The sequence below is a fragment of the Desulfococcus sp. genome (genome assembly GCF_041737845.1).
Classification (GTDB): Bacteria; Desulfobacterota; Desulfobacteria; order Desulfobacterales; family Desulfococcaceae; genus Desulfococcus.
The window spans coordinates 14,908-36,855 of sequence record NZ_JBGSQX010000147.1 but is presented as its reverse complement, the minus strand read 5'-3'; the positions used below and the strand labels follow the sequence as shown (position 1 = coordinate 36,855).

Genomic DNA, 21,948 nt, shown 5'->3' with positions numbered 1-21,948 from the left:
GACCGGTCCCGGCGCCATGCGGAACCCGCGCATCCGGCCTGGTGACAAACCGTCAAAATGGAAGTGCACAAGCAATGAATGAGAATAAGGTTAAGGTTCGCCAGCATGTAGCGCGAGACAAGGATAAAGAGCTTGAAATGCTCAAGGGGCTGAAGACGGTCGGCGACGCGACCGTTCCGACCCCCCGGATGATATGCCGAAGCGTTGATGTTTATTACGGCGAGGACCAGGCCATTTTCAATGTGTCCCTGGACATCGGCAGAAACGAGGTCGTGTCGATGATCGGCCCCTCGGGATGCGGCAAATCCACGTTCCTGCGCTGCCTCAACCGTATGAATGACACCATCGAAATCTGCCGCGTGACCGGCGAGATCGCCCTGGACGGTGAAAACATCTACGGCAGGAACATTGACGTTGTCCCCCTCCGGGCCCAGGTCGGGATGGTGTTCCAAAAGCCCAACCCCTTCCCGAAGACGATTTACGAAAACGTGGCCTACGGTCCGCGGATTCACGGCCTGGCCCAGACCAGAAAAGAGACGGATGAGCTCGTTGAAACGTCCCTGATCAAGGCCGGACTCTGGGACGAGGTCAAGGACCGTCTGGACCAGCCGGGCACGGGGCTGTCCGGCGGCCAGCAGCAGCGTCTCTGCATCGCACGGACCATTGCGGTCAGCCCGGAGGTGATCCTCATGGATGAACCCTGCTCCGCCCTCGATCCCATCGCCACGGCCAAGATCGAAGACCTGATCGATGAACTCCGGGAGCAGTACTCCATCGCAATCGTCACCCATTCCATGCAGCAGGCCGCCCGCGTGTCCCAGCGCACCGCCTATTTCCACCTGGGCTATCTCGTCGAGGTGGGCCCGACAACCGAAATATTCACCAAGCCCCGGCACAAGCTGACCGAGGATTACATCACCGGACGATTCGGATGATTCTTAATTACGGGAGCACCCATGGAAAAGCACACGGTTAAATCTTACGACGATGAACTCAAGCATCTGAAATCATTAATCAACAACATGGGAGAAGCCACGCTCCGTCAGCTTTCCCAGGCATTTGAAGCCCTTGTCGCCCGTAACATCGAACTGGCCATGAAGGTTATCGAATCCGGCGATGACGTGGACCGGATGCAGGCCGCTGTGGACGAACTCACCGTCCGGATGCTGGGCAAGCGGCAGCCCATGGGGATCGACCTCAGGGTGATCTTCTCGGGACAGAAGATCGCCGCCAACCTGGAAAGAATCGGCGATTACGCCGAAAACATCGCCCGTCACACGGAGGCGCTGAACTTGCATTCGCCGAATCTTCAACTGGCCTCCGTCGAAAAGATGGGCGAGATCGCCGTTCACATGCTCTCGTCCGTGATGTCGTCCCATAATGCTGAAGATACCGACCTGGCCGTCAAGGTGTGGCATCAGGACGACGAGATGGACGCCGCTTATACCCGACTTCTCGATGAATTGAGACATGCCATGATGGAAAATCCCGGCAATATCCAGGCCGGAACAAATGTGCTGCTCATCGGCCGCTGCGCCGAACGGATCGGCGATCTCGTCACCAACATCGCGGAGAGCGTCTACTATATCGCCCATGGAAAAACATATAGCGGCCAGTCTTGATAAAATCCTCCCGAATGGGAGGAGGATTGCGGCCCCTCCTCCCCAAACCCCTTAGAAATCCACCTGAAACCGCGTCTGAAAAATATTTGCTTTCCCGTCCTCTGCATCCTTCCGATCTGTTGCATCCGCATAGATATAGTTGAACATGAATCGGTAGTTGGGGTTCAAGTACCAGTTCACGGCCAGGGTGAAATTATTTTCCTCGCCGCCGGAAATCTCGTTATCCGTAAGATCGAGCCAGGACCACCGCGCACCCAGTTCCCACGCGCCAAGCCCGCCGTCTTGCGCAAGAGAAAAGACCAGGGTCTTGGCCCGGAGCCAAAGCCCCTTCGATTGAAACGATCCCATGAAAAAAGATTTCATCGGTCCTCCCGTGTGTTGGAAGTTGGGTGCAAAAACAGGGGTCACCCCGTTTCCACACAGTATTCTTTCGCCGCTCAAGGCCTTGGAACCCTGACTGCGCGCAGCCTATCCTCTCCATATTTAAAGTTGATGAGCGTTAGATTAGAAAACGATGGCGACGGGAATGACAACCGCTCTGACAAGGCAGGTCAGATAGGGTGCGATTTTTTGGTCCTAACGAAAAATGAACGCGTCCAAAATGATAATCAAATCTGAATCGGGTAACAGTGCTCTGTAACGCCAATTCATCAGCAAGCCATCTTTACGGATACCGTCCATGCATGAGTCCCGCAGAGACTGACGGCGATCAGCCCGTCATGGGCGGATTTTCGGGGCGCGGTCGATGCGGGCGTCAGCACCATCGATTGGCCGGACGACTTTATGCCGGTATATTTCATCAAACACAAGGAGCCAACATGAACGAAGCGTTCAAAACAATGATGCCGGCAACGCCCTTCCCTGCCGCGGAAGAGGTTGCCTCCTATTGGAATGAAACCGCCGATCACGCTTTGGACTTGACGGATTTCATTTGCCGGAAGCATCGGGGCTGGGTTGATTCTTTCCGAGGGGAACGGGGGCCTGCCGCTTCGGACGGATCAGCATTGAAATCGGTCGCGGATGCCCAGGCTTACTGGATCGATACGCTCCAGCGCAGTGTGCTGTTCATGGATATCATGAGAAAGCGGGGGAATAATTTCCTGGACATCATCGAAAAGGGACAGCCGCCGGTATTGACCTTCGATTACACGATTATCATGGACGGCCGCAGCCTGGATCGGCCGGTCAACCACGATCTCGCCCTGATTCTTCCGGAAAAGGAGGGAATAACGGACCCCGAAAAGCGTCCCATCGTGGTTGTCGACCCCCGCGCCGGTCACGGGCCGGGAATCGGCGGTTCCAAGCAGGATTCCGAAATCGGCATGGCATTGAAACACGGCCACCCGGTCTATTTCATTCTGTTCTACCCGGATCCGGAACCCGGTCAGACCTATGGGGATGTGAAGGACGCCCAGGCCCGGTTTGTCGAGGAGGTGCGCCATCGTCATCCAAAGGCCCCGGAGCCGGCCTTGATCGGCAACTGCCAGGCAGGCTGGGCCGTGGCGCTCCTGTCGGCCGACCGCCCCGACATCAGCGGCCCAATCGTGTTGAACGGTTCCCCGCTCTCGTATTGGGCCGGCGTGGACGGGAAGAACCCCATGAGATACCGGGGCGGTCTGATGGGGGGTACCTGGATGACATCCCTGGTCTGCGACCTCGGCAACGGCAAGTTCGACGGCGCGAACCTGGTGATGAATTTTGAGAATTTGAATCCGGCCAACACCTTCTGGACCAAGCAGTACACTGTCTGGGCCAATGTGGATACCGAGGAAAAGCGCTATCTCGATTTTGAAAAATGGTGGAATTCCTATTTTATGATGAATGCCGATGAGATTCATTTCATTGTGAAGAACCTGTTTGTGGAAAATCGGCTGGAACAGGGCGAGGTCGAACTGGATAAAGGGCGGAAGATCAACCTGAAAAACCTCCAGGATCCGGTGCTGGTATTCGCATCGAGCGGCGACAACATCACCCCGCCCCAGCAGGCCCTGAACTGGATCGCCAAGGTGTATGGCTCCGTGGACGAGATCAAGCGGTGTCAGCAGGTCATCATCTACCGGGTGCACAAAGATATCGGGCACCTCGGGATCTTTGTTTCCGGAAAAGTGGCGAAAAAGGAACACAAGGAGATCATCGAACACATCGACCACATCGACTATCTTCCGCCCGGACTCTATGAACTGGTCATCGAGGAGGGGGAGAAGATCATCGAGGAAAACGGGGAGGAGCTCCGGTTGACGGACTATATCGCCCGGTTTGAAGAGCGCGATATCTCAGACATTCTGGCAATGGACGACGGGTTTGAGGATGAAGCGGAATTCGCCACGGTCGCTGCCGTATCGGAGGCGAATGACCGATTCTATGAGACATGGCTCTCCCCCTGGATGCGCATTTGGAGCAACAATGCGACCGCTGAATTCCTGAAATGGATGCATCCCATGCGTGCATCCCGCTATCTGTTTTCCGACAAGAACCCGTTCATGCTCCCCTTCAAGACCATGGCGCCCGTGGTCAGGGAACGGCGAATGCCGGCCGATACGAACAATATCTTCGCGGCGATGGAAAGGCAGGCATCCGAACAGCTCGTCACGATGTTGAATACCTACCGGGAGGTGCGGGATGAATCGGATGGATTTCTCTTTAAACGCATCTATCGCAATCCGTGGCTGACGGCCGCGTTTCCGTCGGCAAAACCGACGGATGCCGCTCCCGTAGCGACATCGCCTGCGGGCATGACCGAGGCTGAACGGGACACGTGGATCGACAAGATCAACAAGGGCGGCATCCCTGCCGGCATCGTTCGCGTGATCGTCATGATGGCCGGCGCGGACCATGTTTTTGACGAGCGGGAATTCGAGGCCGCCGCGAAAATCGTCCGGGAGAGCCAGCGGTTTGAAGACATGCCGCTTGCCGAGTTCAAACAGCTTGCAAAGGAACAGGCGCGTATTCTGCAGATCGATGAAGACCGCGCCTTGAATGCGCTGAGATGGCTTCTCCCCCAGCAGGCCCATCGCAGAGAGGCATACGAGGTGGCGGAAAAAATCTCCATGGCCGACTTTGCGCTGGTAGACGAGGAAAAGGCGCTGCTGGAAAGGCTGACATCCATCCTGCAGATCGATATCGAGGTGGAATCCCCGGCCCCTGTCGAAACCCCAAGCGAAAATATGGCGGAGGTCTGACGGAAATCGAAGGGCTGAGGCGGCATCACGCATGATGCAACTGACCTGTGTCTCAGGCGGCGGGGCGTTTGTATCCCAAGCCCTGCCGCCTTTTATTGTTTCCACTGTTTCAAGCCCTGACGCATCATGGCTTCGCATCGATTCGGCGGCACCTTACCCCTTTGGATCACCGCGTGCGAAGCTCTGAGCGATCGAATACCCACAGCGACAAGAGGATATGGCTTCGGATATCAGCGATTCTCCGCTCCTTCAAACCCGTTCGGATCAGTTCCTGGTATGCGGGCTGGGCAGCCTGGGCCAGCATTGCGTGGCGAACCTGAAAAAATTCGGCGTCGGCGTCAGCGCCATCGATCTGCTTTCATACGGCATCTGGGAGATCGAGTCGGTCCCGGAGATCCTCGACCGGCTGCTGGTGGGAGATTGCCGGCATCCCACGGTGCTGAACGAGATCGAGGTATGGAAATACCGGGCCATCCTGTTTGTCACCAGCGACGATCGGATCAACATTGAGGCCGCCTTCGAGGCCAGGCTGCGAAATCCTTCGGCCCGACTGGTCGTCCGATCGGGAAAAACCAACCTCAACACCCTGCTGCAGAGCGAGTTGGGCAACTTTACCGCCCTTGAGCCCGGGGAGCTGTCCGCATCTGCTTTTGCGCTGGCCGCGTTCGGCGACGAGATGCCGGCCAGTTTCCAGCTCGAAGACCGCCTGGCGAGGGTCATCGCGCACCGGGCAACCCCCGGTGATGCGCTCGTGAACACCAAACTCGGCAAACTCAACTCCGGCTGGCGGCGCGTGCTCACCCATTATCGCGGGGATCATGCTCCCGAGCATCTCTTTTTCGAATGGAACCCGGAAGATGACATCCGCGATGGAGATATCGCAGTCTGGATCGAGGCGCTGTCCCCGAAACGCCAGAGCAACGGATCCTCTTCACCCCTGCCGCTTTCCCAGTTTCTGAAGGGATTCCGCCATACCGCCAGGCTGCTCCGGAGAACGTTTCGTCAATGGCTCCATCACCTCCGCCCACCGTTCCGCGACCAGCTCCAGCGTCTGGTCCTGCTCTGCGGTGGCGCGCTGCTTGGTTTTTTGATGGTCGGCGGTGTTCTCTTTTACATGTTCGGGCCTCAAATGAATCTGACGGATGCGTTTTTTGCGGCAGCCTGCCTGCTGATCGGCGGGTATCCGGACCTGCTCGGCGGCGAGTTTCAGTTCCAGCTCAGCATGCCGTGGTGGTTGAGGTTGTTCGGTTTGACCCTTGCCGTTGTCGGCACGCTGTTTGTCGGGGCTTTATACGCGTTGATGACCCAAAGCCTCATTACCGCCCGTCTCCGGTTCTTCAAGCGACCCGCCGTCTCAAGGCATGGCCATGTGGTGGTCATCGGATTGGAGATGTTCGGCAAACGGGTGGTTGGACGGCTCCAGGGCCTGTGTGAGAAGGTCGTGGGAATCGAGATTCATGAGGCATCCCCGGATTCGATCGAGACGATCGCCCTCTTGACGCTCAACAAGAACCATATCGCCGAAACCCTTCAGCAGGCAAATGTCCACACGGCGAAAAGCGTCATGACGGTCACGAATGATGAAATGGAAAACCTCGAAATAACCCTTATGGCGCTGCGCATGAACCCCGCCGCGAGGTTTGTGGTTCGAACCTACAATCCCCGGTTCAGCGACAATCTCGCAAGACTTTTTCCGAACGCGCAGGTATTATGCGTATCGGCATTGGCAGCCGAAGCTTTTGTGGCCGCGGCTTTTGGTGAAAGGGTGCCCCAGCTTTTTCGCTTGAAGGATCATACCATTATTGTTACAGAATACAAAATCGAATCAGGGGATTCCCTGGACGGATTGCTGCTCTCCGAGGTGGCCTACGGCTTTCGCGTGGTTCCCTTCCTTCATATCAACCGGGTCCATGGCACGCAGGATTGGATGCCGTCCGACGACAACCGCCTGGCGCCGGGAGATCGGCTTTTCGTCCTCGCCACGATGAACGGCCTGCGTCGCATCGAGCTCGGGCGTATCCTGGAGCGGCGGTACATCGTCCATGTGGTCAAACAGCGGCATACCCTGATGACGCAAGCCAATTTCGAGGGCGCAAATGTGATTGCACGGATTTCCGGCTGTGATCTTGGGACGGCGCAGGCCCTGATGGCCAATTTGCCCGGCGATCTGCCCCACCCCGTGTATTACCAGCAGGGATTGACGATTGTGGAAAAACTCCATCGAAACATGATCGAAGCAAGACTTGTCAAAATAGCATCATGAACATCATCGGGCTTCGAAATCATCCCGGCGGCCTTGTCGGCCTGCCGTTACATAACGGACCCGCGAAATAAAGGACGGGTTGCCATGAAACTGAAAGCAAAAATATTCCTGACAATAGGGGATGATCTGCTGTTTTCCATCAAACGCTCTCCGTTAAGCCTCGAAAAAAATCGAAAGCTTGAATTGGTGGGCGGCGGTATCGAGCCCGGGGAGACGCCGATTGAGGGGTTGATCAGGGAGCTCGCGGAGGAGGAATCCTCAGGAACCCTGGCCGGAAAAGCATCCCTCGAAGCGTTGCAGGGGAGGCGGGTTCTGGTGGGGGATGAGCCCCACTTCATCTATGACATGACCATCAGCCGGGCCGACATCGATCAGATCCGGATGAGCGACACCGAAAGCTATGGGTTTCAGCTCATTCACAAGAGCGACATCGCGGATGACCCCGTTCGGTTCACCCCAAAAACCCTTGGAATATTCCGGGCGCTGGGGCTGATCCCGCCCTGCTCCTCCTGAAATCCCGGCGGGATATGGCGGGCGATCGCATATCCCGTTGGGCGGCTTTCGAAATTCACCCCCGATGGATTAAAAGGTTGATCTTCCCTTTTGCAGCCGTTCCGCCTCCATGAGCTCCAGTTCCCTCGAACCGGAAATTTTGATGTCCGGATCCGGCACGAGGTCGATGGCTTCGTCATATTTCAGGTATGGCAGTGACCCCAGGATGACCTTCATGGCGTTGATCCGCGCCAGGTGTTTGTCGTGGGACCGAATGATGGTCCAAGGGGCGTTGAGGGTGTGGGTTCGTTTGAGCATCTCATATTTGACATCCGTGAAATCGTCCCACCGGTCCTGGGCCTGCATATCGATTTCACTGAATTTCCATTGCCTCAGCGGATCGTTTCGCCGGTTTTCAAAACGCTTGGCCTGCTCCTCCCTGTCGACGCTGAAATAGAGTTTGATCAAAACCGTCCCCTGGATCACAAGATCCTTCTCGAACCAGATGACACTTTCCATGAAGTTCTCATATTCCGCTTCGGTGCAGAATCCGAAAACCCGTTCCACCATGGCCCGGTTGTACCAGCTCCGGTCAAAGAGGACGATTTCGCCCCCTTTTGGAAATTGAGCGATATATTTCTGGTAATACCATTGCGACCGCTGTTCATCCGTGGGTTTTCCCAGCGCAACGACGCGATAGTGTTTTTCGTTCATGTACCGGGTGATCCGGCGGATGGAGCCGCCTTTTCCGGCGGCGTCCCGGCCCTCAAACAAAATGATCATCCGTTTGTTTTCCCGTTCGATATATTCCTGCAGTCGGATCAATTCGGCCTGGTAGGGCTTCAACGCTTCATCCTCCTGAATCGTGCGAACAGCCTGGCTTTCGAGGTCGTCCATGTAAATTTTGGATTCTTTCAGCCGTTTATATTCCGCCAGGAGGCCGTCGAGCGGAACCGTTTTTCCTTCGTATTCGATGTGCTGTGGATTGATGACCATGGATTGTCCTCTCTTTGTTATGGATCTTGCGTTCTCTATCTGTCTCATTAACGCCGGACACCATGTTAGGGCGGATTTATTTAGATATGATGAGAAGGATCGATCCCCTGAAAAAGAGATCTGAGGTTCAATTTTTTTGGCGCTTTTTTGCATGGGTTCACGCGCACTAATCAAAACGTAACATGTGAATGATACATTACCGTCAGCAAAAAGGCGGCGCGGATCAAGGAGTTTCAATTCCCCGTGGCTGGAGAGGCCGATATTCTGCCCGCGCCCGACGTTGAAGCCGGCAACATGCTCGCCAAGCAGCCTGCCATCCATCGCCGGATCGTCGGCAACCCCTCATAATCCCAACCGGAAACAGGAGAAAATCGATGACAAAACCCAACAAGATGGAATCGAAAAAGGACATTCTGCTGCATGCCATGGAGCTCACCAAGGCCGCCTCCCGGGGAGGGCATCCCGTAAAACCGGAACTAATCCTTGAAGGCGTCTACAGAAAGCTTCTGGAACTTTACGAAGAAGTCAACGAACCCGCCAAGTAGGCCCCGGCATGCGGCCGCGAGTCGTCTGGCCCGGCTGCGTGCACCTTTTGATGTGAAAAGAGGACATGATGGTCTATGAGATCCAGGATCGGGTCAGCGGCGATATCCTGAAACCGTTGCTGAAGAAACTCTGCAAACGCGGTGAGGATGCCCAGCTGAAGCGGGTGCTGTCAAACCACTACGAGGTTGAAATTGCAGACGCGCTGGAAAAACTCAAGCCCAAGCATCAGAGTGAGGTTCTCCGTATGCTGGATCACGAACGGGCGACGGAAGTCGTTTCGTATCTTGAAGGAGAAACCCTCGTTGGTCTGCTGAAATCGCTTTCTGAAGACGATTTGAAACCCATTTTAAACCGGCTTGATGCGAATGACCGAACCTACCTGTTCGAGAGTGCCGATGCGGTGACGGTCCAGAATTGGATGCTGCTGCTGGCGGAAGCGGAGCGCAGGGAAGCGGAAAACCTGTTGAGTTATGCCGAAAACTCGGCGGGGCACCTCATGACCACCGGGTTTATGGCGATCCATCCGGACTGGACCGTTCAGGACACCATGAATTATATCCGCCGCCACGGGGACGCGGCCGAAACGCTGCACACCCTGTATGTAGTGGATAAGGATAGCGTGCTTCTCGATGAAATCACCCTGCGGCAACTGGTCATGGCGCAACCTTCCACCCGGATCGAAAGTCTCATGGACCACAATGTGATCAAACTGGAGGCCGGGCAGAATCGTGACACCATTGGGCTGAATCTATCGCTTTTTTGGGCAGACGCCCGGTTTCGTCTTCGGCTGAAGCAGCGGAAGCAGGCGCCTTCGCAGAAAGGGGTGCTTTTCGGCCTTCCGCATGACATACCGCCGTGCCGAAGGGGATGCGCTGAAGACTAGGAGCAGCCCGGTGACGATCATGATCAGTCCGAAAGGGATGGGCAGAAAAAAGACGGGGATGCCCAGCCCGACCATCACCCAGCCCATAACCAACTTGATCTTGGTCAGGAATACTTTCAAAATCAAAAAAATCTGTTCAACCAACCCCGGACTCCTCGGCGTATGAATGATCACCGCCGTGTTGCCTGTATCTGAAACCGCCGGCCCATAACTGAAGGAGCACCGGCGGTGGCAACCGCCGGTGGTTTCTGTCGGTCCGCAAGGCCTGCGTCTCAGGATGTGCGCTTACGATTCATTCAAATCCACCCTGCGACGTCTCGGCCGTCGCTCACGACCCGGACCTCCCGTTGAACACCGCCCTCCGAAGATCGCTCAACAGAATCTTTTCGAGTTCCAGCCTGTAATTCCGCTTGATCCCGGCCGACGCCGGCATGGGCGATGCCGGAGCGATCCGGGCCGCATTGTCGGGTGGCGGCAGATCCGTCCAGAGGGAAGTCAGATTCCCGCCGATGAGCTGCGCCGTAGGATCGCCGCTCTGGAGGTAGGCATTGATGGCGTCCAGGGTGTCCCGGTCGGGCGATTCATCTCCGGCGTAGTGGGCCTTGAGGGCGTCGGCGATCCGGCCTGCTATCCCCCGGGCCTGATCCGCGGGCAAACCAAATCCCCCCTGATCCGCCGGCGCCGATAGTAGCGCCGTATACATCCCGATCAATCCATCGGTCAGGAAGGTCTCGGCATATTGGGGAAAGGAGACGCCTCCGGCGTCATCCCCGATTTCCGTGATGCGATGGCTCTGAATGACGGCCTCGCCGCCCCGGTTCAGGGTCACCACCCGGTAGGGGCTGGGATAGGTGACCAGGGAGCCGGTCTCCACATCCGTCATGCGGACGGACACCCCGTCCACATCCCAGGTTTTTTCCGTGATGTCCTGGGCATGGAAATGGCCGGTGAACACCAGCCCAAGCCCTGCCTCGGCCAGGGTTCTGGAAACGGTTTCCCAGTCCCGGATGACGTAATCCACGGCCATGCTGCCGGCCGCCGCCTGGCCGGCATAGTGCTCGATCATGCCGTGATGCGTCATGGCCATGACCTGTTTCCCGGCCGCCTGCGCCTCGCCCAGTTTTTCAATGATCCAGTTCAAGGTTTCCGCACTGAATCCGCCGCCGGTCACGGGTTTGCCCAGGGTCTGGTTGTTCCGGTAATCGGCGCTGTCCAGGGCGAACAGCCAGACGCCCGACACCGGTTCCACGATGTAGCTGAGGGAATCGGGAGCGCGGAAGGCGGCCTGGCCGAATCCGAAATCGTTGTAGATCGCGGTGAACTCCTCCGGCGTCAGCGTTGCCGTCGGCACCGCGGTATCCCCGTCGAATGCAAGGGCATGGGGATTGCTGACATCATGGTTGCCGGGCACGACATATACCGCAATCCCCGCATCCGTCAGGGTCCTCAGCTTGGCCGCGAATTTCTCGTGGCTCGATTTTTCGCCGTCCTTGGTCAGGTCGCCGGGCACGATGACGAAGCGGATGCCGCCGTCGGCCTTGATGGCGTCCATGACGGCGTCCAGAATCGCCGGGCCTTCCCGGAGCATCTTGCGGTCCTGGGCCAGGTAGGCCTCGAAGGCCGCTCCCGTGGTCCCGAGCTCCGGATCGAAATAATGGGGGTCGGAAAAGACGGCGAATGCCGTCACCCCGCTCAGCACGGTATCGGCCCTGTACGCCAGGTTCTGGATCCGGGTGTCGGATTCAGGCCCCGCATCCGGCACGGCATAAGGCGTGCCCGCGAAATTTGCCTGCAAATATCCCGCAAGGGCATCCTGCTCACCGATCCCGGTGTCGACGACGGCATCGCCCAGGGTGTCGAAGGGATATCCGTCCCCCCCTCCTGCCAGGAAATTCAGGGTGACCACCCGGATCTTCCGGTCGGGGTCCCCGGCCACCTCACCGTTCCGCGCGATGACATCCACCACGGCGCCCGCCTCGTCCATGATCGCCAGAGACCGCACCCGGTCGCCCGGTTCCAGGCCGGGATCGAAACTGAAGACAAGGCCGCTCACCTGGGGGAACTGTCCGGGCGTGGCCCCTTCCTCCGTGGCGGAGACCCCGTGCTCGATGACCGCAAGGAGTTCCGCAGCCGTCACGGTCAGGAGCGTCAGGCGGTTGTTGAACCTGAGGGAGTTCTCGATATCCAGCCGGGAAACCTCGCCGGTCTGCTTGCCCGATGCCGGGTTGGCCTGGGGCGGCGCCAGAACATAGGTGCCGTCCCCGGCATCCAGGGTCGCGCCGATGGGCTCCCTTATCCCACCGCCGTTTTTGATGGAAACCTGAACGGTGGAGTCGACGGACCGGGCCGCCGCAAGGTTGGCGTCGGCGGTGAGATCGCCCAGGTTGGTTTCCTGGGTGCGGGACTCCTCCCGCTTGCCGTTCAGGTAAACGTCGGTCCGACCATGGACAACCGCGTCTTTCCGGGTGACAATGCCGCTCAAGGCATCGGTGAGCGTCATGACGTCATGGCCGCGGGTCCCGACATTGAATGCCGCCTTCCCATCACCCCACAGAACCGCCACCTGAGCGTCGGTGCTGGCGAAGGCACCGCTTACGGATTGGTTGATGGTTTCGGGCAAGAGTCTGCCCTCAGCGTCGAAGGCCACCACCAGGCGGCCGACATACTTGTACTGGCCGTCCGTGCTGACCACCACCGCCGGATCTCCGTCGGCATTGGCGGTGATGATGGGATAGGTGCCCGCAGGGCTGTCGCCGGGATGCAGGCCGCGGGATACGTCCTCTCCGTCGGCCAGAAGGGTGTCCGACCCGCCGGCGATGACGATGTCCACGCCCCTGAGCCGGGTGATCAGCGCCTGCTCCAGCCCGATCTGCTGGAGATGGGTCGTCAGGATGATTCTGGTGATGCCCCGGGCTGTCAAGCCGTCGATCACCGGCTGAAGGATGGCCGCGAGATCATCCATGTCGTCGGTGCCGGCTCCCGGGTTCCTGACCCGGGTGTCTCCGGGCGAGGAGATGATCTCCAGCCGGGGCGTGGTGCCGCCCACCACGCCGAACCGCTCGCCGTTCAGAGTCACGATGGCGGCGGCGGCGATCTTGGGAGCTTCGCCCGCCGTGCCCAACCGGCTCAAAGGGGACTCAAACTCCCGATAATCCAGCGTCTCCGACGTAAACAGGCGGGAGAGGCTGCCGTCCTTTGAAAAGTCAAGGTTGGCGCTCAGATAGGGGAACTGGACCCCCAGCCAGCGTGCCTCGGTGGTGCTCCGGATATCCGTTCCGATCACTTCGGAGAGAAAGCCCGTCCCCAGGTCGAATTCGTGGTTGCCGAAGGCCGAGGCGTGGAATCCCGTGAGGTTCATGATGGCGATGTCGGCCCTGCCGCCGCCTTCCCGGGCTTTGGAATTGTTCAGCACCTGCTGGAAGACCGGGCGCATGCCGGGGTCGCCGGACGCGGAATTGAAAGGGCCGGAGATGTAGTTGTCCCCTGCGGAGATCACCAGGGTGTTGGCGAACCTATCGTCAAACCGGTCCACGATGGCGGCGAAATTGGCGGCCCGGTCGACGGCTTCCACCCCGCCCTCCAGGTCCGAGGCATGGAGAAGCTGAAGGACGACTTCCCCGTCGGCCCTGTCGGGGGTCACCTCATAGAGGGAGATGGTGCCGCTGACCTCGTTGGCCACCGCCAGCGTGGCCTTTCCGCCCGGGCTTTCCCCGGCCGGGATAAAGAGCAGTCCCTCCGGCCCCAAATCCAATGCCGTTCCGGCTTCGGGGTCTCCGGTGAAATCCCGGTGGTTCACATAGTCGATGAACCGGGGAGTCGCCGGGTCGGTAACGTCGTATATCATCACGCCCCCCATACGTTCCAGGCCGATGAAGGCATAGGTCCTGTCGTTCACGGTGCCCAGGGCGATGCCTTCGGGCTCGGGCCCCTTGTCGTCGCTGCGGTTGTCAAATTCATTATTGTCGTTACCGGCGTTGAAATGCGCCGGAAACTCCCGGGCGATCACCTTTTCAAAGGCATCCCCGCTGTCAAACACCGGGGTGACGCCGGTATCCGTCACCTCCCAGACGGTGAAGGAACGCCCGCCAAAGGCATACAGGGCATCGAAATCGCCGTCGCCGTCCATATCCCCCAGGGTGGTGGTCACCAGAAGCCGCCCCAGGGCCTTATCGTCCTGAAAGGCCGCCGCATTGGGAAAGGCTGCACCGTCCAGGACCAGGTCCTTTATCCGCGCCTCCTCGCTGAAGCCCTCGTAATCCCGGCTGTCGCCCTCGTTGGCGCTCAAGAGATAGGTTTTTCCCCCGGTCTCCATGACGGCGACGGCGTCCGGCTGGTACATCCCGAAAACAGGCCAGTTTCGGATGTTGATGATGCCGTCCTTGTTGCTGGCGTCCAGGCCCGCCCCCCGTGCGTTCTGGTCCTTGAAGCCCAGGGGAATGATATCGGTGATGGTCGCGCCGTCGATGTCTAGCACCGCAAGGGCGTTGTTTTCCTGAAGGCTGAGGTAGGCAGTTTTCGAATCTCCGGTCACGGCGATATACTCAGGTTCGACATCCTGTGCCACCGTGGCGTTGGGGCCGAAGATCCGGACGCCGGAAGCTTTAAGCTCAGCCTCGCGGGCATTGAAGGCCGAAAAGCCCGCCGTGACCGCCGTCGCGTCGTCAATCCCCGCCGAGAGATCGACAATGGTCACGGAGCCTTCCGGATCCGCCGTATAGTCGTCGCTGGGCTCGCCCTCGTTGGCCGAGAGGATTTTCATGCCGTCCGGCGTAAAGGTAACCATGTCGGGCAGGGCGCCGGCCTCAAAGTCGCGGATCAGGCTGCCGTCCGCGTCAAACACCAGGATCCTGCCGTTCTCCTGAGCATTGCCTGCTTCCACCGCAACCGCCAGGAGGCCGCCGAACTTCCCTGTCGAAAGGCCGATGCCTGCCGAGTCGACGCTCGAAAACGCCACGCTGTTGACCGCTTTTCCATACGGGGTGACGTCGATCCGGGCGACCCGGACGGGCGACGACGGCCCGGAAACATCCAGCACATCGATGCTGCCGTCGATGCCGTTGACCACAAACAGCCGCTTCGTGGCCGGATCGTAGGCGCTGATCTCCGCCGCCCCTTCATCGAAGACGCCGGTGGCATAAGTTCCGGTAAGGCTGATCGCCCCGGTGACCATCGGGGCAAATGTCGCCGTGACGGTCTTTTCCGTGTCCATCTCGACCCCGCATGCATCGGCGCCGGTGCATGCCCCGCTCCAGCCGGAAAAACGGGATCCCGCCTCAGGTTCGGCGGTCAAAGTGACGGTTCTTCGCTCATTGAAGACAAATGAACAGGTATCCCCGCAGGTGATCCCGGCGGGAACGCTGACCACCGTTCCGCCGCCAGCGCCGGCCTTCAGCACCGTCAGGCGATATGTGTCGGTATCCGAATCGCCGCAGCCAACAAGCATTACCGCCATCACCAGCGGCAGCAGCCCATCCCTCGATAACCATTTCATATACCACATCCTTCCGTTAGCGGTGGAAATGAACATCCGGTCTTTATCATGAAGATAGTATTGAAAACGACTGGCTCTTGGGCCAGCGAATCGCCGACATGAACGGCATCATTATCCTCCTTGGATGTCAGAAATAGATTAAGGATCGATTAGAATATAGTAAGGGGGCCTGAGCGATACCTGCAGGCCAACTTCGGGGGCCCCCGGGCGTCCGGGTGCGCTTTCCCCTTGACATTCAATATTCGAACTGGTTGAATCCGCGCATTCCGGCGCAGCGCGCCATTCAACACGATTTACGCCCAGGAAGCCCTTGCAAGGGAAGCATCCGCGCATCTTTTCCGGGGGGTGGGCATGAGGAGAATACTGAAATGGAGTTGAAGCAAAAAGGGACCAAAGCCGACATCGGCTCATTTAAAAAGATAGACATCTCCCTGATCTGGAGCGCCGCCGTGGATCTCGACCTGATGGCGTTCTACCGGACCAGGGACGGCCGGACCGGCGGGGTCTATTCCGACAATTACCAGGGCGGCACGCTGGGCGCCCTCGACGCCTTTCCGTATATCCGGCTGTCGGGTGATGCGGGCGTCGGCGGCGCCGGGGGCGCGAATCGCGAAGACATGAGCCTCAGCAGGATCGACGATTTCGAGGAGATCTACATCTGCGCCCTCAACTTCACCGATGCCGTATCCGGCCAGTCCCGCGTGTTCGCGGACTACGACGCCAGGATCCAGGTCGCGACCGACCGTGGCGAAACCCACACGGTCCCCCTGGATTCGACCCTGCCCGGCCCGGTGGCGGTGATCTGCCGGTTTGCCAGCGGCTTTATCGCGAGCGAGCTGGTCAACGACAGCCGGGTGATGCATCTCGATGCCTTCCGGGCCGAAATCCCCGGGGCCGACACGCTCAAGATCGCGTCCAAGGTGACCCTCCGGGAAAAGGGCGACAGCTTCGCCATCAAGCAGAAGGTCGACCGGGGGGAGCTGTTGATCAATCTCAACTGGGACCAGACCGCCCCGGTGGAAAAGAAGACGGGGTTCTTCTCCAAGCTCATGGGCGGAAAAACCGCAGGCGGTGTGGATCTCGACCTGGGCTGCCTCTTCGAACTGCAGAACCAGACCAAGGGGGCGATTCAGCCCCTGGGAAAAAACTTCGGAGACTTCGATTATCCCCCCTACGTTCTCCACCTGGGGGATGACCGCAGCGGCGCATGCTCCGAGGGGGAGAACATGAAGGTGAACCTGGCCCAAGCGGGCCAGCTCAAGCGGATTCTCATCTATACCTACATCTACGAGGGCGTCCCCAACTGGACCGCCACCAATGCCGTCGTCACCCTGACGGTCCCGGGGCAGCCCATTCTCGAGGTGCCCATGGGCAGCCAGACGGATTCCAGGAATTTCTGCGCCATCGCCATGATCGAATTCGGCGGCGGCGAGATCAAGGTGACCAAGCTCGTCAGCTTCCACCAGGGCCATCCGGACTGCGACAAGACCTACGGCTGGGGCCTCAAATGGACGGCCGGAAGAAAGGACTGACCCTCCCCCGGAGTCGCCCCGGCCGGGAAGGCGCCACATGGACCCTTCCGGCTCCGCCGCCGTCACCCGTATACGTAAGGGATGACCCAATTCAGCCAGACGGCGATGCACAGGGCGCTCCCCGTGTTCAGGATCAGGCCGAGGGCCATCATCCGGGCCAGGGAGGTCCCCTTCATCTCGCCGAAGGCAAAAGCGTTGCATGGGGTGGCGATGGGGGTCATGAATGCGCAGGTCGACGCCGTTGAAACGGCGATCATCAGCGCGATGGGAGAAAATCCGGCACTCACCGCCGTATGGTAGGCGATGGGGAAAAAGGCGGTGGAAACCAGGGTGTTGGAGAGGACCTCCGTGAGCAGGATCACCGTGACGACGGTGGAGAGCATCACGGTGAACGGGGAAGCACCCGCGGGCAAAAGCGACTGGTACAGGGCGGACAGCCGGGCATCCAGGTCGAAATACCCGGCGACCAGCACCAGCGCCGCCACGGGAATCAGCAGCAGGATGCCCCGCCCGGGAAAATCCTGGACCAGCGCCTTTGGCCGCATCAGGGGCGCGTCGCCGGAAAGCGGCATTCCCCAAAAAACGAGCCTGCAGAAGGCCGTGAAATAGACCAGACAGGCCAGGGGCGACCACGCCGCAAAAGAAGGCCAGATTCCCCTGATGGCGGCCTCCAGGGTCCAGAAGACAGTAAAGCACAGAAACAGGAGCGCCCCCGACCGGCGCGCCCCGTAAAGACCGCGCCAGCGCCTGCGGCCGGATGCCCCGCCGATTCCCCGGGAGGTCTTGACTGCATGGCCGTCAAACGACCCGCACCCCATCACCACCACCCCCCACGCCAGGGCGGTCAGCATCGACACCAGCGGGATCGACCACAGGAACCAGTTGAAGAACCCCACAGCCTGCCGCCCGGGGACCTCGTAGAGGTCCATGGCGCCGATGAACAGCAGGTTTGCGGGGCTCCCCACGATCGAGCCCATCCCCCCGATGTTGGCGCCGTAGATGACCGAAAGGGTCAGGGGCGTGATGATGCGGCCCCGGAGCTTCGGGTGGAAGCGTTTGTGGATATCCTTCAGGACCGGCAGGAGGGTGAGGACCGTGACGGCGTTGGGGATGAAAAAAGAAAGAAGGGCCGCCGAAAGGATGATATAGAGAAACAGCCTGCGCGGATCGCCGGCGCTCCGCCCCAGGGCGGCCGCGACAAACTGCTCGGTCAGGCCGGTCACGACAAGGAGGCGGTAGATCAGATACCCGTTCAGAAACATCAGGAGGAGCGGAAGGCGGGACCAGAAATAGAGAGCGGCTTCGGTCATGGCAGTATCCGCAGGTTTTCATCGGCGCCCGCGCGTCGTTCCCGCCCGGTGGGGGGCATTCCGGGCCGAGATGCGGGATTCACAGGGCCTGCTTTTTTTGCATGATGCGGTGAAAGGACGCTATCGAGGCCCGTCCGTCCGCCTGGGTCTCCGCGAGAAGGCGGTCATACGCCCGCGCGATGTTCGGGCCCTTGTGGCAGATCAGGACGATGTCGATTTCGGCCGCCACGATCCGCCGGATCATGTCATCGATGCCGTAATGGTTGCCGACGGCGCCCATGTCGAGGTCATCGGTGAGGACGAGCCCCTCAAACCCCATCCGGCCCCGCAGCAGGTCCCTGGCGATCCGGACGGAGAGACTGGCCGGCCAGACGGGGTCGATGCCCCGGTAAAGGATGTGGGAGAGCATGACGCCGGAGACCCCCTCGTTGAAAGCGGCCGCGAAGGGCGGCAGCTCCAGTGCCTCCAGGTCCGCCATGCCCAGGTCGACCACCGGGAGGTCGAGGTGGGAGTCGAGGGTCGTCCGGCCGATGCCGGGAAAGTGCTTGGCCACGGCCATGACGCCGCCCGCCTGGAGGCCCCGGATGACGCGGCATCCCATGCGGGAGACCCATTCCGGGTCGTGGCCGAAGGCGCGGGTCTCCATGATGCTCCCGAAGCCTTCGGGCGCCACGTCCAGCACCGGGGCCATGTTCATGTTGATGCCGACCTGCGTGAGCTCCGAGGCCGTCACGGCGGCAAACCGGTCCGCGTCCGCCTCCCCGGTCATGGCCGGGTTCCCGGGAAATTCGGTAAAGGGCCTCTTCAGGCGGGCCACCGGCCCCCCCTCCTGGTCGACGGCGATGAAGAGCCCAGGCTGACCGCACCCGGCGGCGCACTCCTGGGCCGACCGGCAGAGATCGGCAACCTGCTGCGGGGTGCCGATGTTCCGGGAAAAGAGGATGATCCCCCCGACCTTGAGATCCTCGATCAAAAAGGCCAGGTCCCCGTCGAAGTCCGTTCCGTCGAATCCCGCCATGAGCCGCTGCCCCGCCATCTGTTCGGGCGAATATCCGTTCACTGTCACTGGTTGCTTTCTCCGATCTTGCTTTCGCCCAGCTGATACCGCCGCACCGCCTCGTTATGCTCTTCAAGGCTTGCGGAAAAGTGGTGGGTGCCGTCCCCGCGGGCCACGAAATAGAGAAACGCCGTTTCCCTGGGAAAGAGGGCCGCCTCGAGGGACGCCTTTCCGGGGCTGGCGATGGGGCCCGGCGGCAGTCCGCCGATCTGATAGGTGTTGTAGGGCGTGGGCGTGTCGAGGTGCCTGCGGGTGATGTTGCCGTCAAAATCCGGGATGCCGTAGATGACCGTCGGGTCGCTCTGGAGTTTCATGCCCCGCTTCAGCCGGTTGTGGAATACCGATGAGATGATCGGCCGCTCCTCGGCCGCCCCCGTCTCCTTCTCGATGATGGAGGCCAGCGTCACGAGCTGGTGCCGGGAGAGGTTCAATCCTCTTGCCCGCTCCGCCCACGACGGGAGGAACACCTCCTCGAACCGGGCCAGCATGGTCTGGAGGATCCGGTCGGCGGGCGTGTTCCGGGGGAAATAATAGGTGTCTGGAAAGAGATAGCCCTCCAGGGTCCCGCCCCCGACCCCCCTGCCCGCGGCATATTCCGGGGAGAGCGCCTGGCTCAGAAGATCCCGGGCATCCCCGATCCCCTTTTTCCCGGCAAGGACCGCGATCTCCCTCACGGTCCAGCCCTCGGGAATCGTGAGACCGTGAAGAAGCACATCCCCCCGGGCCAGTTTACCCAGGATCTCCAGGGGCGACATGGCCGAGGAGAACCGGTATTCTCCGGCCTTCATCCGACGGTCGACGCCCAGGACCCGGGCAAGACGCCTGAACCGACGGGGATCCTGCACGACACCCCCCTTCACGAGATTTTTCACCACGCCGGAAAACCCCTTTCCGGCAGGAAGGACGACAATCCTCTCCCACGGCGCCGCAAGGCCGCTGCCGCCGCCTGCCGCCGTTTTCGCATAGCCCGCCAGGTCGGAAAAGAGATAGCCGGCCGCGACGGCGGCGCACGCCAGCACGAAACCCGCCAGGATCACCGCACCGCAAATGAATTTGTTCACAATTCCAGGCTCCATTTTGGTTGAAGAGGACATATTCCAAAGCCCGGCGCTTGTCAAAGGGATTATCAACCCGCGCCGCCTCGACTTGATCCGGGCAGGGTTATGCTATAACGTTTAGGCTGAAGACCGAAAGCTGATCGTCTTCCTTCAGCCTTCAGTCTAAACCCCTTCAGCCTGTTTTCCATCAGCCTGAACCCCTTTTTTACAGGAGATCCGCCATGAAACCATGCGAAAAGAACCGGGAGCCCTACGCCGGATTCGAGCAAGGCCCGATCCGCCCCCCCAGCGAGGCCGACAGCCTCCTGATCCGGGTCACCCGCAACTGCCCCTGGAATTTCTGCACCTTCTGTCCGGTCTACAAGGGCAAGCGGTTTTCGCTCCGCGCGGTGGATCATGTCATCCGGGATATCGATATGGTCCATAAATACGTGACGATGCTGCGGGAGCATGCCTGCGGCACCGATACGATCACCCGGGCCATGGTGCAGGAGGTTTCATGGCAGGTCGATCCCGATGAAACCGACGCCTTCCATGCGGCCCTCCAGTGGTTCTCCGGCGGGCTTTCCAGCGTCTTTCTCCAGGACGCAAACAGCCTCATCATCAAACCCCGGGACCTCGTTGCGATCCTCCTGCACCTGAGGCGCCGCTTCCCGTGGATCGAGCGGGTCACCTCCTACGCCCGGTCCCACACCATCGCCCGCATCGCCGACGCGGACCTTGCGGCCATCCGCGAGGCCGGGCTCAACCGGATCCATATCGGCCTGGAGTCCGGATCGGACAAGGTCCTCGAGGCCGTCCGGAAGGGGACGACCAAAGCCATGCACATTTCGGCGGGGCTCAAGGTCAAGCAGGCGGGGATGGAACTGTCGGAGTACGTGATGCCGGGCCTGGGCGGAAGGGCCCTCTCCCATGAACATGCCGTCGAGACAGCCGACGCCCTCAACCGGATCAACCCCGATTTCATCCGGCTCAGGACCCTGGCCATCCCGAATCATATTCCCCTCTATACCGAATTCCGCGAGGGGACCTTCCAAAAATGCACGGATATTGAAACAGCCGGGGAGATCCTGACCTTCATCCGGAACCTGAACGGCATCAGCAGCACGCTGAAAAGCGATCACGTCCTCAACCTGTTCCAGGAGCTGGAGGGGGTCCTGCCCGGGGACAAAGCGCACATGACGGCGATCCTCCAGAGCTTCCTCGACCTGCCCCCCGAGCGCCAGACCCGCTATCTTGTCGGCCGCAGGCTCGGGATATTCCGGTGCCTGGGCGACATGGCGTCGTCCCACCGCATGGAGAAGGTCGAGGGCATCTGCCGGAAGAACGGCATCACGCCGGCCAATGTCGACGAGGTGGTCGACGAGCTGATGAAGCGCTTCATCTGAGCCTCGTGCTGCGGCTGCCTGGAACCGGTGACGTTGCCAAACGCGAATGTCTGTAATTGTCAAACCATTTTTCTTGACTTGTAATTGTCAAACCATTTAAAAGATTTCTATCCCACCCATCCAAACGAGGA

15 protein-coding genes are annotated in these 21,948 nt (G+C 59.8%); 9 read left to right on the top strand and 6 right to left on the bottom strand.

What is annotated here, in order from left to right:
* Positions 1-188 precede the first annotated feature (188 nt).
* Positions 189-935 (top strand): phosphate ABC transporter ATP-binding protein PstB, encoded by a 747-nt coding sequence (gene pstB, locus ACEW8N_RS18050; RefSeq protein WP_373501331.1) that lies wholly within the window; start codon positions 189-191, stop codon positions 933-935.
* Between the two features lie 21 nt (positions 936-956).
* The gene (gene phoU, locus ACEW8N_RS18045) at positions 957-1,622 is read left to right on the top strand and encodes a phosphate signaling complex protein PhoU (RefSeq protein WP_373501250.1); all 666 of its coding nucleotides are present in this window, start codon (positions 957-959) and stop codon (positions 1,620-1,622) included.
* 51 nt (positions 1,623-1,673) lie between these two features.
* Here the strand turns inward: phoU and ACEW8N_RS18040 are convergent, their stop codons facing one another.
* On the bottom strand, positions 1,674-1,985 hold the full coding sequence (locus tag ACEW8N_RS18040) for a porin (protein ID WP_373501249.1): 312 nt from the start codon (positions 1,983-1,985) through the stop codon (positions 1,674-1,676).
* Between the two features lie 641 nt (positions 1,986-2,626).
* Between ACEW8N_RS18040 and ACEW8N_RS18035 the strand changes: the two genes are divergently transcribed.
* From ACEW8N_RS18035 to ACEW8N_RS18025, 3 genes are all read left to right on the top strand, one after another.
* Positions 2,627-4,801, top strand: a complete 2,175-nt coding sequence (locus tag ACEW8N_RS18035; protein WP_373501248.1) for a DUF3141 domain-containing protein — start codon at positions 2,627-2,629, stop codon at positions 4,799-4,801.
* 217 nt (positions 4,802-5,018) lie between these two features.
* Complete coding sequence (locus ACEW8N_RS18030) at positions 5,019-7,064, top strand: NAD-binding protein (RefSeq protein WP_373501247.1); 2,046 nt, start codon at positions 5,019-5,021, stop codon at positions 7,062-7,064.
* Between the two features lie 84 nt (positions 7,065-7,148).
* Positions 7,149-7,577: an NUDIX hydrolase gene (locus ACEW8N_RS18025; RefSeq protein WP_373501246.1), complete on the top strand. Its 429-nt coding sequence runs from the start codon at positions 7,149-7,151 to the stop codon at positions 7,575-7,577.
* A gap of 69 nt (positions 7,578-7,646) precedes the next feature.
* Here the strand turns inward: ACEW8N_RS18025 and ppk2 are convergent, their stop codons facing one another.
* Positions 7,647-8,552: a polyphosphate kinase 2 gene (gene ppk2 / locus ACEW8N_RS18020; protein ID WP_373501245.1), complete on the bottom strand. Its 906-nt coding sequence runs from the start codon at positions 8,550-8,552 to the stop codon at positions 7,647-7,649.
* Positions 8,553-8,926: 374 nt separating this feature from the next.
* On the opposite strand from ppk2, the gene ACEW8N_RS18015 reads away from it, so the two are divergent.
* Both ACEW8N_RS18015 and ACEW8N_RS18010 read left to right on the top strand, forming a co-directional pair.
* Positions 8,927-9,097 carry a hypothetical protein gene (locus tag ACEW8N_RS18015; protein ID WP_373501244.1) on the top strand — a complete coding sequence of 57 codons (171 nt, stop codon included), beginning with the start codon at positions 8,927-8,929 and terminating at the stop codon, positions 9,095-9,097.
* A 65-nt stretch (positions 9,098-9,162) separates the two neighbouring features.
* A complete protein-coding gene (locus ACEW8N_RS18010; RefSeq protein ID WP_373501243.1) occupies positions 9,163-9,981 on the top strand; it encodes a magnesium transporter MgtE N-terminal domain-containing protein in 819 nt (272 codons plus the stop codon).
* Between the two features lie 328 nt (positions 9,982-10,309).
* Here the strand turns inward: ACEW8N_RS18010 and ACEW8N_RS18005 are convergent, their stop codons facing one another.
* The gene (locus tag ACEW8N_RS18005; RefSeq protein WP_373501242.1) at positions 10,310-15,472 is read right to left on the bottom strand and encodes a choice-of-anchor I family protein; all 5,163 of its coding nucleotides are present in this window, start codon (positions 15,470-15,472) and stop codon (positions 10,310-10,312) included.
* A gap of 368 nt (positions 15,473-15,840) precedes the next feature.
* Here ACEW8N_RS18005 and ACEW8N_RS18000 point away from each other — a divergent pair, with 368 nt between their 5' ends.
* Entirely contained in the window at positions 15,841-17,004 is a 1,164-nt protein-coding gene (locus ACEW8N_RS18000) for a stress response protein (protein WP_373501241.1), read from the top strand.
* A 62-nt stretch (positions 17,005-17,066) separates the two neighbouring features.
* Here ACEW8N_RS18000 and ACEW8N_RS17995 read toward each other — a convergent pair whose 3' ends face one another.
* The 3 genes from ACEW8N_RS17995 to mltG all read right to left on the bottom strand — a co-directional run bounded on the left by ACEW8N_RS17995 (position 17,067) and on the right by mltG (position 20,432).
* Positions 17,067-18,314, bottom strand: a complete 1,248-nt coding sequence (locus tag ACEW8N_RS17995; protein ID WP_373501240.1) for an SLC13 family permease — start codon at positions 18,312-18,314, stop codon at positions 17,067-17,069.
* A gap of 79 nt (positions 18,315-18,393) precedes the next feature.
* Positions 18,394-19,380 (bottom strand): glycoside hydrolase family 3 protein, encoded by a 987-nt coding sequence (locus ACEW8N_RS17990; protein WP_373501239.1) that lies wholly within the window; start codon positions 19,378-19,380, stop codon positions 18,394-18,396.
* The gene (gene mltG, locus ACEW8N_RS17985) at positions 19,377-20,432 is read right to left on the bottom strand and encodes an endolytic transglycosylase MltG (RefSeq protein ID WP_373501238.1); all 1,056 of its coding nucleotides are present in this window, start codon (positions 20,430-20,432) and stop codon (positions 19,377-19,379) included. The genes ACEW8N_RS17990 and mltG overlap by 4 nt, the downstream gene beginning before the upstream one ends.
* Before the next feature lie 218 nt (positions 20,433-20,650).
* On the opposite strand from mltG, the gene ACEW8N_RS17980 reads away from it, so the two are divergent.
* Complete coding sequence (locus tag ACEW8N_RS17980) at positions 20,651-21,817, top strand: radical SAM protein (protein WP_373501237.1); 1,167 nt, start codon at positions 20,651-20,653, stop codon at positions 21,815-21,817.
* The last annotated feature ends 131 nt before the right edge of the window (positions 21,818-21,948 follow it).

Coding starts and splice junctions, on each gene's coding strand:
- ACEW8N_RS18030 (WP_373501247.1), top strand. CDS start 5,019: ATGGCTTCGGATATCAGCGATTCTCCGCTCCTTCAAACCCGTTCGGAT.
- ACEW8N_RS18025 (WP_373501246.1), top strand. CDS start 7,149: ATGAAACTGAAAGCAAAAATATTCCTGACAATAGGGGATGATCTGCTG.
- ACEW8N_RS18000 (WP_373501241.1), top strand. CDS start 15,841: ATGGAGTTGAAGCAAAAAGGGACCAAAGCCGACATCGGCTCATTTAAA.
- phoU (WP_373501250.1), top strand. CDS start 957: ATGGAAAAGCACACGGTTAAATCTTACGACGATGAACTCAAGCATCTG.
- pstB (WP_373501331.1), top strand. CDS start 189: ATGATATGCCGAAGCGTTGATGTTTATTACGGCGAGGACCAGGCCATT.
- ppk2 (WP_373501245.1), bottom strand. CDS start 8,552: ATGGTCATCAATCCACAGCACATCGAATACGAAGGAAAAACGGTTCCG.
- ACEW8N_RS18015 (WP_373501244.1), top strand. CDS start 8,927: ATGACAAAACCCAACAAGATGGAATCGAAAAAGGACATTCTGCTGCAT.
- ACEW8N_RS18040 (WP_373501249.1), bottom strand. CDS start 1,985: ATGAAATCTTTTTTCATGGGATCGTTTCAATCGAAGGGGCTTTGGCTC.
- ACEW8N_RS18005 (WP_373501242.1), bottom strand. CDS start 15,472: ATGAAATGGTTATCGAGGGATGGGCTGCTGCCGCTGGTGATGGCGGTA.
- ACEW8N_RS17980 (WP_373501237.1), top strand. CDS start 20,651: ATGAAACCATGCGAAAAGAACCGGGAGCCCTACGCCGGATTCGAGCAA.
- ACEW8N_RS18010 (WP_373501243.1), top strand. CDS start 9,163: ATGATGGTCTATGAGATCCAGGATCGGGTCAGCGGCGATATCCTGAAA.
- ACEW8N_RS17995 (WP_373501240.1), bottom strand. CDS start 18,314: ATGACCGAAGCCGCTCTCTATTTCTGGTCCCGCCTTCCGCTCCTCCTG.